Here is a 12,548-nt window from a genome sequence, read left to right as displayed (position 1 = left end):
TTAAAGAAGGATTTTTTCATTTTAGGCAGAAAAGTAATATATTATAAAAATTGTTATTTTGGCAGTTTTTTTAATGAAAGCTTGCTGTTATGCCCCTGAACACCTAATATTATATTTATCGGGATGATTTTCTAAAAATTTTGTATATTTATAGCTTTATTAATTTTTGTTTTATTGGCATAATGATAATAGAGAATAAAAAAGTAGGTGGATTTATAGATGACTGAAAAACATTATTCAATGAAGGAAGCAATGCTTTTTAGCCAGCGGATAGCTCAGATCAGCAAGGCTTTATGGAAATCGATTGAGAAGGATTGGCAGCAATGGATCAAGCCGTTTGACCTGAATATCAATGAACACCATATCATCTGGATTGCGTACCATTTAAACGGCGCCTCCATCTCTGATGTGGCAAAGTTCGGTGTCATGCATGTGTCAACAGCCTTCAATTTCTCTAAAAAGCTGGAAGAAAGGGGCCTTCTCAAATTCTCAAAGAAAGAATCTGATAAAAGGAATACGTATATTCAGCTGACTGAAAAGGGTGAAAGCGTTTTACTCGAACTGATGGAGAGCTATGAGCCTGAAACCAACGCCGTCTTTTCCGGTGCAATGCCCTTGAGGGATCTGTACGGGAAGTTCCCGGATTTTGTTGAAGTCATGGCGATCGTCCGCAATATATATGGAGATGACTTTATGGAGATTTTTGAAAAGTCTTTTGCCAATATAGAAGGCGAATTCGTAGATGAAGAAGGAAAGCTGAAGAAAAAAGAGAGTGCAGAGAAAGAAATCGTTTAGACTACAGATACTTTTTGAGTTCTGTCATAAGATCCATGAACAGATTCTGCCTCAGGCAGGCAGGGATCACCATCTCAGGTTTCAGCGATGGATGGAGCTTATGCTTAAATTCTGTATAAAGCGGATGAAAGTAAACAAACCCTTCCGCTTTTTGTTCTTCCAACTCTTTGCTCAGTTCATCACAAAGGTAGAAGAATTGTGTTGCCTCTTTTTGACTCAGCGATTTTTCGACAACCATTCTGTAGAATGGCAGTGTCTGTCCGGAAGCCATCATCAATAGAAGCTTCTGATGATATTCCAGTTTTTCAATTCGTTCTATTAGATCCTCAATGTTCATGAAAGAGTCCCCGCTTTTGATAAGCCCGTTCTATTTTAATGCATTTTCTTCGCATAGCTAATTATACAGGCAAATTGGTGAAAAATGTCGTTTTTTTATTATTGATTTTTTATTCCATCCATCGTAAAGTATCATTTGTGAGTTTTTTAGAAAAACCGCATGAATACTCTTCGGAGGCTGATACGATGAACTGCTGGAAGACGATCAATTACACAAAAGACTATGGATCCCAGAGAATATTTATCCTGTCTTCCATTACAATGATCATAACCTTTATATTCCTATACGTGCCTGCATCTTATTATTTTGTGCAATCTTCTTTTTATGATAATTATTTCTTTGTTTTTATTGCCTGCTTTTGGATGATCTATCCTGTCCATAAGCTGCTGCACTTCCTCCCTGTTGCCCATCTTGGGAAAAAGGTGCAAAAGAAGGTATCATTCAGGCTCGGCATTCCGCTGATTCATGTCAGAGTGACCGAACCAATATCAAAGGCGGTATTCATCGTCGCTTTATTGGCGCCTTTTATTATCATCAATGGAATTCTGCTCGCGGCCTGCTGGCATTTTCCTCATTATGTACATTATATTACCATGCTGCTCGCCTATCATGCAGGACTTTGCTTCTCAGATATGCTCTGCATGAAAAATATATGCACTGCTCCGCAGCAGGCATATATAGAAGAAAATGAAGAGGGAATTGAAATCCTGGTCTACAGGGCGCACTAGACAGGCAGCTGCAGAGGCTGCCTCTTTATTTCCAAGGCTGTCAAAATGCATGTGAAACTGAGTCACACACGCATGAGCCCAAATCAACAAGAACATTAACAGAAACATTTTCATATAAAAGGCTCGGGCTGAATATAATGAGCAGGACCGCGCCGTCCTTAATACTATCTTTTTTGCCTTTTTTTTGTTATTGTATGTATCATATAAAAGTCTGTCATCAAGGAGGGAAGAGTCAGATGATCTCCCTGTTTATCCTGTTTGCTATTTTCATATTGTTCTATATCAACAAGATGACGAATTCCCTTTGTCTGCAGAAGGAAATTCCTGAAGAGAAACAGCCAAAGGTGTTCAGGACCATCAACATCCTGATCACTATCCTTTTAGTATCCTCTTTCGTGGAGCTGCTGTTTGCATAATTCTACATATAGCTTTCATATGCTGCCAGGATTGCCAAGCAGGGGCCTGCCCTGCAGATCAAGGATTTCAGCAAATAAAAGATGGTTAAAAGCGGTGAGGATTTTCCCCACCGCTTTTAATTTTATATTCTTGCTTAAACGAAGGCCTGCTCTTACAGCCAGGAAGCCCCGATAATAATCAGGAGAATAAATAGGACTACAATCAACGCAAAACCTCCGCCGTAACCTGCTCCACCGGACATAATTAATCCCCCTTTCACTAATTGGCAGTGCTTTGCTCACCGTGATTGCCTGAAGGACTCAGGCAATTTTACAGCCAGGCAGCACCTACAATAATTAACAAGATGAACAGAACAACAATCAACGCGAAACCACCGCCATATGCGTATCCCACGGTAACACCTCCTTTAAGGCTGTTACTTCATGCTATTCAACGAACATTGGGGCCGTTCAGGCATAGCCTGTAGTCCCCAAGATCTTGTTAATAGAAAGAAAGGGCTGATGCATTTTGATTTCACTTCCCTTTCTACTCCATATCTTATGTCCGGAGAGAAATATCCGGCATAGGCAAAACACCCATTTTTTGAAGGAATTTCTAAAACGATTCAGATATTGTTTTTGCTCTAAAAGGAATATGTGTTATAGTAATGGTTGTGTATTACAGCAAATTCAAAAAACTTTAGGAGTGTTCAACATGAAAAAATGGATGCTATCCCTTTCCATAGCTGCCGGGGTTATCGGTCTGAGCGCATGCAGCTCCAATGCAGAAGAAGACAGCTCAGTGGTTGTAGTTGAAACAAAAGCAGGCGATATCACAAAGGACGAGCTATATGAAGCAATGAAGGACAAGGTTGGCGAACAGGCCATCCAGGAGCTTGTTTACAAAAAAGTATTGTCTGAAAAGTATAAAGTTACAGATGAAGAGCTTAATGAAAAAATCGATGAGCTTAAACAGCAGCTTGGCGCCAACTTTGAGATGGCATTGGCCCAATATGGCTATGAAGATGAAGAAGATCTGAAGGAAACATTCAAGACCGGCCTTCTTCAGGAAAAGGCAGCCATTAAGGATGTAGAGGCAACTGAAAAAGAAGTAAAAGAATACTATGATAACTATAAGCCGGAAATCAAGGCCCGCCACATACTCGTGGAAGATGAAAAAACAGCTAAGGAAGTAAAGAAAAAGCTTGACGAAGGTGCAAAATTTGAGGACCTGGCTACTGAATATTCACAAGATCCAGGCTCTGCAGCAAACGGCGGAGATCTTGGCTGGTTCGGTGCCGGCAAGATGGTGCCTGAATTCGAAGAAGCAGCCTACGCGCTGGATGTAAACGAAATCAGCGAGCCGGTTAAAACCGAGCATGGCTACCATATTATCCAGACTACTGAGAAAAAAGAAAAGAAATCCTTCGAGGAAATGAAGGAAAAAATGGAATATGAAGTAAAAGTGTCCAAGCTTGATGGCGAAAAAATCCAAGCTGCAATGGACCGTGAACTGAAGGATGCAAATGTGAAATTCAAGGATGAAGACCTTGAAGGCAGCCTTGATAACGAAGCAGCTGCACAATAATAAACAAGATAAAAAGGCAGATCCCCCCGGATCTGCCTTTTTTCTTATGAAAGAGAACGGGAAGCTGATTTCCGCTCTTCCTTCTCCCTCTCGAGCCTTTTCATGTATATTTCCCCTTCGCTTTCTATCCCTTCCCTCTCCTCCCTGCGCTCTTCTTTCCCAGTCTTTACAGCCATTATGGCGCTTAAGATAATCCCTGCTGCAACCAAGTATACCCAAATTGGAATCATTGTTTATTGTCTCCTTTCCATGAAGGGCTGTCCCATCTTTTCTTTGTAGCTTATATATATGGCTGCTATGATCAAAATATGTTTTTTTAAAAAAATCAGTTTGCAGGTTTAACACCTCCGCTTCAGGGTATAAGTTAAACAAGCATTAGATCCGGCCTTTTTAAAGCAAAAAAACAGCTGACCGTCAGATATGAGGTTCAGCTGCTTAGCTGTATACTATTAAATTGTCCATAATTCAATCCGCCTGCAGTTTTATAGTTGGGCTTCGATGTCCCCGATCAGTTCATCAATCGTTTCAGAAACTTCTGTTGTTTTTCTCGCAATGGATATGCTGAATTCCAAAAGTTCCTTATAATTTTTCACCGGGATGTCCGAATTTGTTTTTTCATATTCATTAAGCTGCAGTCCAATATTCTGCAAAATATACAAAGCCTCTTCCATTGATCCTCTTTCAGCTTTAAACATTCATATTTCCCCCTTTATCTATAATGGTTATATTATGGATTATTTGGTTTAATAATGACATGGTAATGATTTCTAATATTATTTTTTATTTTTACCATACTTTTCAATTGGCGGCATGACGGGATTTCTGAACCGCCCTTATCTTTTTGGTAATTTACGCCATAAATTTACGCCATAATCAGAACACCCCGGCCATATAGGCACGGGGTGTTTTCTGTACATATTATTTATGGAATACCGGCTTGTAAAAGGCCCGGTTATCAAGTGCAAATACACGCTCAGTATATTCTCCTGGCTTCACTCTCTCTAAAGCCCTGTCCATCATATTCATCTTTGCATCCAGATTATCTATATAATGGAGGATTTCCGCCTCTTTGATCAGCGGCGGCTTCGGGCTGCCCCACTCTGCTTTGCCATGATGGGAAAGTACCAGATGCTGGAGCACCAGAACTTCTTCACCAGAAATACCCAGTTCATCTGCAGCCTTGCCGATTTCAGTCACCATGATCGTAATATGGCCGAGCAGATTTCCTTCCACTGTATAAGAAGTCGAAATAGGACCGGACAGCTCCATTACCTTTCCGAGGTCATGGAGAATAACCCCGGCATACAAAAGATCCTTATCAAGGCTCGGATAAAGGCCGGAGATCACCTTGGCAAGGTCAAGCATGCTCACGACATGGTAAGCAAGGCCGGACACAAATTCATGGTGATTCTTTGTTGCGGCCGGATAATGGAGGAATGCCTCATTATGCTTTTTGATCAGATGCCGTGTGATCCGCTGGATATTCGGATTCTTCATCTCAAATATATACTGTGTAATTTTGCTGGTCATTTCATCTGTACCGATCGGCGCTGTCTCCAGGAAGTCTGCCAGTTTGACAGAATCAGATGGTGAGGCCGTCCTGATCTGGCGGATCCGCAATTGGCTGCGGCCCCGGTAATTCTGGATATCCCCTGAGACTTTAACAATCGTTTCAGGAGAATAGCTTTTAACATCTTCTTCAGAAGCATCCCACAGCTTTGCTTCTATATCGCCGCTCTGATCCTGGAAGACGAGCGATAAGAATGGTTTGCCATTGCTGGCAATTCCTTTGGTCGAGCTTTTAATCAGCATAAACAGCTCTGCCTGTTCTCCAACCTCGTAATTCATAATCCCCTTATTCATAGGTCTACCGACGCTCCCTTCTATGAAAATATTATAACATACCAGGCATTCAGTATAGCAGGCTGAACGTCCCCGTCGGCCCTGGCAATTTATGAGCAGAGGTACTCCCTGTCCGGATTTTATGCAGCATTCGCTGTCCAGAATTGGAACACAGCAAAAAGCCCCTTGCGTGCAAGGGGCTGATGCCGATGTTATTGATAAGAAGAGAGCCTGATTTCAATTATCAGCCTGCTGTACTTTCCTGCCCTGAAGGTCTGCCGCCTCATCTGGATGGAAGTGTTCAAGCAGATGCCTTTGGCAGGTAAAAAACAATATCTGATGGCCCCTCAGACCCCTCAGGAGCTCAATCATCCTCCTGGTTCTTACATGATCGAAATTGACGAAGCTGTCATCGATGATGATAGGGAATGAGTATCTTTTATAGATGGCTGCCGCCAAGGCCAGCCTGATGGACACATACACCTGCTCGGCCGTTGCCTGGCTGAGTTCATTGGCTTCGAAAAGGGTGCCATCGCCTTTCTCCACGAGAAGTCCTGCCCCCTCTTCTTTTGGAGTGATGCGGACATAGCGCCCGCCTGTCAGTACGGAAAGAAATTCTTCCGCCTTTCCGAGCATCTCCGGCATATATTCTTGCTTGTACGCTTCAGCCGTATTCTCAAGGAGCTTTCTGGCCAATGCATATTTGGCCCACTTTCTCGCCCCTTCATTGAACTCGCTCTTTGCAAGGGAAAATCTATGCAGCAGGTCGCTGTATAAGCCGCCTTCTTCGATCATGGCAATTTCATGGTTCAGCGATGCCACTTTATCCTGAAGCTGCGGGAGTTCTTTTTTGATATTGTCCAGGGTTTCTCTGCAGCGGACAATTTCCGCTTCAGGAGCAGGAATGGCAGAGAACTCCACCCTTTCCTCTTCCGTTAAGGAAGAAAGCTTCAGCTGCCTGTCCAGATGCCTGATTTCTTCCTGCAGCTCTTCCTGCTTTACTGCCTGATTCCCTTTATCAATGAAATCCTCCTCTGAGCCGGCCTCAGCAGTGAAGAACAGCTTTTCTTTTTCTTCACAGATGTAAGCCAGCTCTCGAACACATTGTTCTTTCTCCTCGTTCAGCTCCTGTAAAGCAGCTTTCTTTGCTTTAAGCTCATTCCATTTGCCCTGAGCTTCGAACAGCATTTTTTTCAAGGTAAAGGCTGTCTCCTGCACACTGCCTCCTGCGTCTTCCAAGATGAGCTCAGCAAGTCTACTGGCCAGTTCTGCCATTTCAGCAGCAGCTTTCTCAGCAGCAGCTGCCTCAGCTTTCTCATGGCGGAGCTCACGCCTGAGGGATTTCAGCTTTTCCAGCAGCATGAAAGCATCGTGGATATGGGACTGTGCCAAGGAAGCAGGGATGAAGAGCTGCCTGCCGAGTTCCGCAAGAAGGCTGTCTGCATGGGCGGATTCTTCCTCCCATGTTTCAAAAGCAGCAATGACTTTATCATATTGCTCATTCTGCTGCTGCAGCCTGACGGTCAGCTGCAGCTGGCGTTCCCGAAGCTGCCTGTCCTTTTCAATCCGCTCTTTCAGGTAAAATGCCCCTTCCGCCTGCGGACTTTTTATGCGTTCATCAAGTTCTTCCATGCTTTTCTCTATGGACATAAGCTCTTCTTTCAGAAATCTTGATTGGCTGGTATCTTCTTTTTTTAATAAAAGCCAGGCAATAAAAGCAAATCCGGGTATAGCTGCCAGCATAAACTCCCATTGGCCATCTGCCAGGCCCCAGGCAATCAGCCCGGCACAGATGAGCGCAATCATCAGCGCCTGAATCTTCACCGCTGCACGCTGTTTTTGCTGTGATGCTTTCTCATGCCGGATTGCATTCTTCAGAAAGGCTGCCCTTCCCTCAAGGTCTTCCCTTTTTCTCAGAAGACTCTCGGGATCAGATTCACCTGCGAGCCTGCGGCGGATGTCTGCCAGCTCTTCATCGGGCAGGAGACTGGCATTCACCTGATTTAATTCCTCTTCCAAGCTGACCAGCCTGTCCTTTTCTTCTGAGAAGCGTTCATCAAGCTCCGCACGCTTTTCTGCGAGCCTCTGCTTTTTGCGCTGTGCCTCAGCAGTGTTTTCCTGCATGAAGATGCTTGTATCTGCCTGTTCCAGCTCTTCATCTGACAAGCGCAGATGAAGCCTGTCCTTCAATTGATCCGACTCTTCCTGGAGCTTCCTGATTTTATAGGAAGCCTGCTTAGCCTGCTGGACAAGCTGCCCGTATGCAGGCATCTTTTCCTGAAGTGACAGAATCTCTTTTTCGTGATCAAGAACCAGCTGATCCGGGCTGATCTTCCCTGCCTCTTCCCGAAGGGCGGCAAGCCTGGCTGAAAGGCTCGCATTCCTTCCCTTCAGCGGGATTTCATTCTGGTTCAGCTGCTCCAGTTTCTCCAGCCCTCCCGGAGGAAAACTCATTCCTATACCGGCTTCTGCTTCCTGCCTTAAAAGCTGCACCTTTTTATGGACCGGGCCCATACGCATCCACTCTTCCAGCTGATAGAGCCTGGCCCCTGATGCATCTGCTTCATTGCGCAGGCTTTCAATCTTCGCGGCAGCAGCATCCCTCTCAGCCGCCAGGGCCCAATATTGTCCATTTTTCTGTTCTGCTTTTTTAAGATCAGCATGCAGCTGCTTCAGCTTTTTCAGCTGGTCATTCAAAACAGGGATTTTCCCGCCCGGCTTAAAAAGCCCTTCCATTTCTTTCTGTATTTTGTTTTCTGCTGCTGCCAGACGATCAGACCCTATAGCACCGGCAGAAAAAAGGAATTTGCTCAGCTCTTCATTTTTCATGGAGTGGACATTCTGCAGCCCATGGAGATTGAATGAAAAAATGGCCTGGAAAAGCGTTTTATCAACATGTGATAGAAGTTCGCCAAGGAGCTCTTCCCCTCCGCGTTCCCCAGTCTCCATCACCACACTTACATCTCCAGCTGATTTTCCTTTTACCCGCTCGATGACTGCTTTTCCCCTTCTAGGGAAGGAAGCTGTGATCCTGCCTCCGTATTTAGCCCCAAATTTCGGTTCATATCTGAGCTCAGCCTGCTGCCTGGAGGGAAAGCCGAACAGGATGCTATGTATAAAAGACATGATGGTAGATTTGCCTGCTTCATTTTCACCGAAGAAGACCTGTAAATCTCCAAGGCCGGAATAGACAGCATCTTCAAGTTTGCCGTAGCCGTATATATGGATTTCAAGTATTTTCATAGAGCTGTTCCCCTTTCTGGCGCTGCCTTTCAGTCATTTTTGTAAAGGAGCCCCAGCAGCATCTCTTCTGCTTCTTTTAAAAGTACTGCCTTTTCCCCTTCCTCCATACTTTCTGCATACCTTCTTGCCAGAGGGTGGCTGTAAAGGCTTCCCAAGCTTACCTCAAAATCATCAAACTCGTCCGCAGCAGCAAACAGCCCGCTGAAAAAATCTGCTTTTTCCCTCAGCTGATTTCTGTCCCAGCTCTGCTGCTCTTCGGCTATAACTGCGCTCACCCATACAAACGGCATGTTCCCTTCCTCTTCCTCCTGAAGAAGTGAGAGCAGTTCACCCCCGGCCACAACTTTCATATCCTGCGGACTGAGTGATGCCCCCTTCAAAAAAAGCTCAAGAATGACACCGCCGTTCTTCCGCTCTTCTTCAACAGCCTGAAGACACCTGCTGTAGACCTCATCAAATGCTGATAGTCCGCTGATATCGACTGTTCTCTGCTCCCAGCGGAAGCTGTGGCATTGGAGAAATTCAAAATCAGCCCCTGCTTCATTCAGGATGACATGGTAGCAGCCTTTCGCCCCGCTTTCCTTCCGGCTGCGCCCCTGAGTATTTCCTGGATAGATGACCGGCGGCTCAGCATTCAGGACCATTCTTTTATGGATATGGCCCAGAGCCCAGTAGTCGTATTCCTTATCCAGCAGCTCTTTTAAAATAAACGGGGCATAGCGGCCATGGCCGGTCTCACCTTCAAGGCTGCCGTGCAGGATGCCGATATGGAAATCCGCCAATCCCCGAACGGGATACTGGCCGATCATTCTTTCTGTAACATGCCTCCTCGGATAGCTGAAGCCATGCAGGCTGACAGTTGTGCCATTGGAGGCTGTAAAGCATGCCTCACTTGGCTGGTGCGGAAAAATATGTACATTGTCCGGGAGGCTGATATGGGACCAGCTTCCTTCAAAGTGGTCATGATTGCCATGGACTGCGTAAACAGGTATATTCTTTTCCGCAAGGCGGTTCATTTCCTTTCGCAGCCTAGCCTGTGCCTTTATACTCCTGTCTTCACCGTCAAACAGATCTCCGGCCAGAATAACAAAGTCCACCTTCCTTGCAAGGGCAGCATCCACTATATTTTTCAAAGCGGCAAATGTGCTTTCTTTGATTTTATCGAATAAATCATCCTGCAGGGTGGAAAGCCCGAGCATAGGGCTGTCCAGATGCAGGTCTGCTGCATGAATAAATGTAATTTCCTTCATAATGTTCCCTTTCAGCGCTTTTCTCCTATTTTATCACCTAGAAAAAGCGAATGCACGTTCCTCTATAAAAAGTTATCAGCTTTGAACTTTTTCCACCATCGGTAAGTATAAGAAGTAAATAACCTTAGGAGTGAATAAAATGTATAAAAATCCTGAATTGGCCCTTAATAGACTCAAGTATATTTCTGCTGCCCTGTTTCTATTGTTCATCATCATTTCAGTTCTGACAGGCAACTGGAAGTTCATGGCCGCTGCTGCATGGAGCATCGGCATCGTTTATTTGTCTACTTACGGCAGCATAAAAAGGCAGATGGCAAATCAGTCCCGCGAATAGTTAAAGGCTTGCCGGAATATCCTGGCAAGCCTTTGTCTTATTAATAGTGGACCGATTCGCTTTTCAGGCATTTTGTGCAGGTCCTGTATCCATCTGCCTCATAATAGATATGGGAGCAGCTTCTCTGTATCTCCGAAATTTGCTTTTCCAGCCCCCGGATCTTTTGCTGCATGTAGAGGATCTGCTCTTCCAATTTCCAAACTACAGTATTTCTTCTATGTTCAATAGATGGATGAGCCACGGCTGGCAAACTCCCCGGCTTTTTGCTTCATTGCATCCTCAATCGCCTCTGAAACAGTTTTCCCCTGATCTTTGGCCATCTGGCGGATATCCTGGGAAATGCGCATAGAACAAAATTTAGGGCCGCACATAGAACAGAAATGGGCGGTTTTTGCCCCCTCAGCCGGCAGGGTTTCATCATGGTATGCCCGCGCCCGCTCAGGATCCAGGGATAAATTGAACTGGTCGTTCCACCTGAAATCGAACCTGGCCTTTGACAATGCATTGTCCCGAACCTGGGCACCAGGATGGCCTTTGGCAAGATCTGCGGCATGAGCTGCAATTTTATAAGCTATGACCCCTTCCCGGACATCATTTTTATCCGGAAGTCCAAGATGCTCCTTCGGCGTAACATAACAAAGCATGCTAGTGCCAAACCATCCGATCATCGCTGCTCCTATTGCAGATGTAATATGATCATATCCCGGGGCAATATCTGTCGTGAGTGGTCCAAGCGTATAAAATGGCGCCTCCTTGCAAATTTCCATCTGCTTATCTACATTTTCTTTGATCTTATGCATCGGAACATGCCCCGGCCCCTCAATCATTACCTGGACATCATGCTTCCAGGCTATTTCCGTTAGCTCTCCGAGCGTTTCAAGCTCCGCAAATTGAGCCTCATCATTCGCATCTGCTATAGAACCTGGACGCAGCCCATCTCCGAGAGAAATGGAAATATCGTAAGCTTTTAAAATTTCACAAATTTCCTCAAAATGTGTATACAGGAAATTCTCTTTATGATGCTGAAGGCACCATTGGGCCATGATCGACCCTCCCCTGGATACAATACCTGTCGTCCTTTCGGCAGTCAGCTGAATATAGCGGAGCAGCACCCCCGCATGGATTGTAAAATAATCCACTCCCTGTTCAGCCTGCTCTATCAAGGTATCTCTGTATATGTCCCAGGTCAGATCCCCGGCAATCCCCTTCACTTTTTCAAGTGCCTGATAAATCGGTACAGTCCCGACAGGAACTGGAGAATTGCGGATGACCCATTCACGGGTTTCATGGATGTTCCTTCCGGTGGAAAGATCCATAATTGTATCTGCCCCCCAGTGCACTGCCCAGGTCATTTTCTCCACTTCTTCCGCGATGGAGGAAGAAACAGCCGAATTGCCGATATTCGCGTTGACCTTCACATGAAAATGGCGTCCGATGATCATCGGTTCAGCTTCCGGGTGATTGATATTGGCAGGAATAATCGCCCTTCCGCTTGCCACCTCGCTCCTGACGAATTCCGGATCCAGATTTTCCCTGATGGCGATGAACTCCATTTCAGGTGTAATGACACCTTTCCGGGCATAATGCAGCTGAGTCACATTCCGGCCTTCTTTTGCCTTGAGCGGCAAGGATGCTTTATTTGGAAAAATATCTGCCAAAGAAACTGTAGACCCAGCCTGAAGCCCGTTATCCTCCGGCTTCTGTACTCTGCCTTGATAAGCTTCCGCATCCTTCCGCTCCTCAATCCAGCCTTCCCTTATCCGGGGCAAACCTTTCGTTATATCAATCTCAAAATCAGGATCAGAATAAGGGCCGCTCGTGTCATATACACAAACAGGCGGGTTGTCCTCTGTTCCGATAGCAGTCCTCGTGCTTTCCTGGATTATTTCCCTGACCGGGACCTTTATATCGTCCCTGATGCCTTTTACATATACTTTCCGGCTTCCTGAAAAAAACAGTCTATTCATTTCATATAAATTTTTCATACTTCTTCCTCCTCCAACTTTTTGCCTAAGGCAGTTTTTTACGGAGGAAGC

At 45.2% G+C, this 12,548-nt stretch carries 14 protein-coding genes; 5 read left to right on the top strand and 9 right to left on the bottom strand.

The window, feature by feature from the left end:
- Positions 1–219: 219 nt before the first annotated feature.
- Positions 220–795, top strand: coding sequence for an HTH-type transcriptional regulator Hpr (locus AC4E8B_RS07030; protein WP_490217871.1), 576 nt, complete (start codon positions 220–222; stop codon positions 793–795).
- 1 nt (position 796) lies between these two features.
- Here the strand turns inward: AC4E8B_RS07030 and AC4E8B_RS07025 are convergent, their stop codons facing one another.
- Complete coding sequence (locus tag AC4E8B_RS07025) at positions 797–1,132, bottom strand: YhaI family protein (protein WP_490217870.1); 336 nt, start codon at positions 1,130–1,132, stop codon at positions 797–799.
- A gap of 185 nt (positions 1,133–1,317) precedes the next feature.
- Between AC4E8B_RS07025 and AC4E8B_RS07020 the strand changes: the two genes are divergently transcribed.
- A complete protein-coding gene (locus AC4E8B_RS07020; protein ID WP_490217869.1) occupies positions 1,318–1,860 on the top strand; it encodes a DUF3267 domain-containing protein in 543 nt (180 codons plus the stop codon).
- 236 nt (positions 1,861–2,096) lie between these two features.
- Entirely contained in the window at positions 2,097–2,276 is a 180-nt protein-coding gene (locus AC4E8B_RS07015) for a hypothetical protein (RefSeq protein WP_490217868.1), read from the top strand.
- Positions 2,277–2,428: 152 nt separating this feature from the next.
- Here the strand turns inward: AC4E8B_RS07015 and AC4E8B_RS07010 are convergent, their stop codons facing one another.
- Entirely contained in the window at positions 2,429–2,518 is a 90-nt protein-coding gene (locus AC4E8B_RS07010) for a YjcZ family sporulation protein (protein ID WP_022543565.1), read from the bottom strand.
- A 68-nt stretch (positions 2,519–2,586) separates the two neighbouring features.
- Entirely contained in the window at positions 2,587–2,670 is an 84-nt protein-coding gene (locus AC4E8B_RS07005; RefSeq protein ID WP_022543564.1) for a YjcZ family sporulation protein, read from the bottom strand.
- A 300-nt stretch (positions 2,671–2,970) separates the two neighbouring features.
- Between AC4E8B_RS07005 and AC4E8B_RS07000 the strand changes: the two genes are divergently transcribed.
- Complete coding sequence (locus AC4E8B_RS07000) at positions 2,971–3,843, top strand: peptidylprolyl isomerase (protein WP_490217867.1); 873 nt, start codon at positions 2,971–2,973, stop codon at positions 3,841–3,843.
- 44 nt (positions 3,844–3,887) lie between these two features.
- On the opposite strand, the gene AC4E8B_RS06995 is transcribed toward AC4E8B_RS07000, so the two are convergent.
- From AC4E8B_RS06995 to AC4E8B_RS06975, 5 genes are all read right to left on the bottom strand, one after another.
- Positions 3,888–4,073: a sporulation YhaL family protein gene (locus AC4E8B_RS06995; protein ID WP_490217866.1), complete on the bottom strand. Its 186-nt coding sequence runs from the start codon at positions 4,071–4,073 to the stop codon at positions 3,888–3,890.
- A gap of 252 nt (positions 4,074–4,325) precedes the next feature.
- Positions 4,326–4,538, bottom strand: coding sequence for a hypothetical protein (locus AC4E8B_RS06990; protein ID WP_490217865.1), 213 nt, complete (start codon positions 4,536–4,538; stop codon positions 4,326–4,328).
- 223 nt (positions 4,539–4,761) lie between these two features.
- A complete protein-coding gene (gene yhaM / locus AC4E8B_RS06985) occupies positions 4,762–5,706 on the bottom strand; it encodes a 3'-5' exoribonuclease YhaM (RefSeq protein ID WP_490217864.1) in 945 nt (314 codons plus the stop codon).
- 216 nt (positions 5,707–5,922) lie between these two features.
- Complete coding sequence (locus tag AC4E8B_RS06980; protein ID WP_490217863.1) at positions 5,923–8,928, bottom strand: AAA family ATPase; 3,006 nt, start codon at positions 8,926–8,928, stop codon at positions 5,923–5,925.
- A 29-nt stretch (positions 8,929–8,957) separates the two neighbouring features.
- Positions 8,958–10,178 carry a metallophosphoesterase family protein gene (locus AC4E8B_RS06975; RefSeq protein WP_490217862.1) on the bottom strand — a complete coding sequence of 407 codons (1,221 nt, stop codon included), beginning with the start codon at positions 10,176–10,178 and terminating at the stop codon, positions 8,958–8,960.
- Between the two features lie 139 nt (positions 10,179–10,317).
- On the opposite strand from AC4E8B_RS06975, the gene AC4E8B_RS06970 reads away from it, so the two are divergent.
- The gene (locus tag AC4E8B_RS06970; RefSeq protein ID WP_490217861.1) at positions 10,318–10,512 is read left to right on the top strand and encodes a hypothetical protein; all 195 of its coding nucleotides are present in this window, start codon (positions 10,318–10,320) and stop codon (positions 10,510–10,512) included.
- 221 nt (positions 10,513–10,733) lie between these two features.
- Here AC4E8B_RS06970 and thiC read toward each other — a convergent pair whose 3' ends face one another.
- On the bottom strand, positions 10,734–12,497 hold the full coding sequence (gene thiC / locus AC4E8B_RS06965) for a phosphomethylpyrimidine synthase ThiC (RefSeq protein WP_490217860.1): 1,764 nt from the start codon (positions 12,495–12,497) through the stop codon (positions 10,734–10,736).
- Between the last annotated feature and the right edge of the window lie 51 nt (positions 12,498–12,548).

Source organism: Bacillus sp. SRL543 (assembly GCF_984799205.1).
This window is presented reverse-complemented; position numbering and strand designations above follow the sequence as displayed.

Excerpts from the sequence above, each read along its gene's own strand:
- AC4E8B_RS06970 (WP_490217861.1), top strand. The coding sequence starts at position 10,318 with ATGTATAAAAATCCTGAATTGGCCCTTAATAGACTCAAGTATATTTCT.
- AC4E8B_RS07025 (WP_490217870.1), bottom strand. The coding sequence starts at position 1,132 with ATGAACATTGAGGATCTAATAGAACGAATTGAAAAACTGGAATATCAT.
- AC4E8B_RS06995 (WP_490217866.1), bottom strand. The coding sequence starts at position 4,073 with ATGATTCCAATTTGGGTATACTTGGTTGCAGCAGGGATTATCTTAAGC.
- thiC (WP_490217860.1), bottom strand. The coding sequence starts at position 12,497 with ATGAAAAATTTATATGAAATGAATAGACTGTTTTTTTCAGGAAGCCGG.
- AC4E8B_RS06980 (WP_490217863.1), bottom strand. The coding sequence starts at position 8,928 with ATGAAAATACTTGAAATCCATATATACGGCTACGGCAAACTTGAAGAT.
- AC4E8B_RS07010 (WP_022543565.1), bottom strand. The coding sequence starts at position 2,518 with ATGTCCGGTGGAGCAGGTTACGGCGGAGGTTTTGCGTTGATTGTAGTC.
- AC4E8B_RS07020 (WP_490217869.1), top strand. The coding sequence starts at position 1,318 with ATGAACTGCTGGAAGACGATCAATTACACAAAAGACTATGGATCCCAG.
- AC4E8B_RS07000 (WP_490217867.1), top strand. The coding sequence starts at position 2,971 with ATGAAAAAATGGATGCTATCCCTTTCCATAGCTGCCGGGGTTATCGGT.
- yhaM (WP_490217864.1), bottom strand. The coding sequence starts at position 5,706 with ATGAATAAGGGGATTATGAATTACGAGGTTGGAGAACAGGCAGAGCTG.
- AC4E8B_RS07030 (WP_490217871.1), top strand. The coding sequence starts at position 220 with ATGACTGAAAAACATTATTCAATGAAGGAAGCAATGCTTTTTAGCCAG.
- AC4E8B_RS06990 (WP_490217865.1), bottom strand. The coding sequence starts at position 4,538 with ATGTTTAAAGCTGAAAGAGGATCAATGGAAGAGGCTTTGTATATTTTG.
- AC4E8B_RS07015 (WP_490217868.1), top strand. The coding sequence starts at position 2,097 with ATGATCTCCCTGTTTATCCTGTTTGCTATTTTCATATTGTTCTATATC.
- AC4E8B_RS06975 (WP_490217862.1), bottom strand. The coding sequence starts at position 10,178 with ATGAAGGAAATTACATTTATTCATGCAGCAGACCTGCATCTGGACAGC.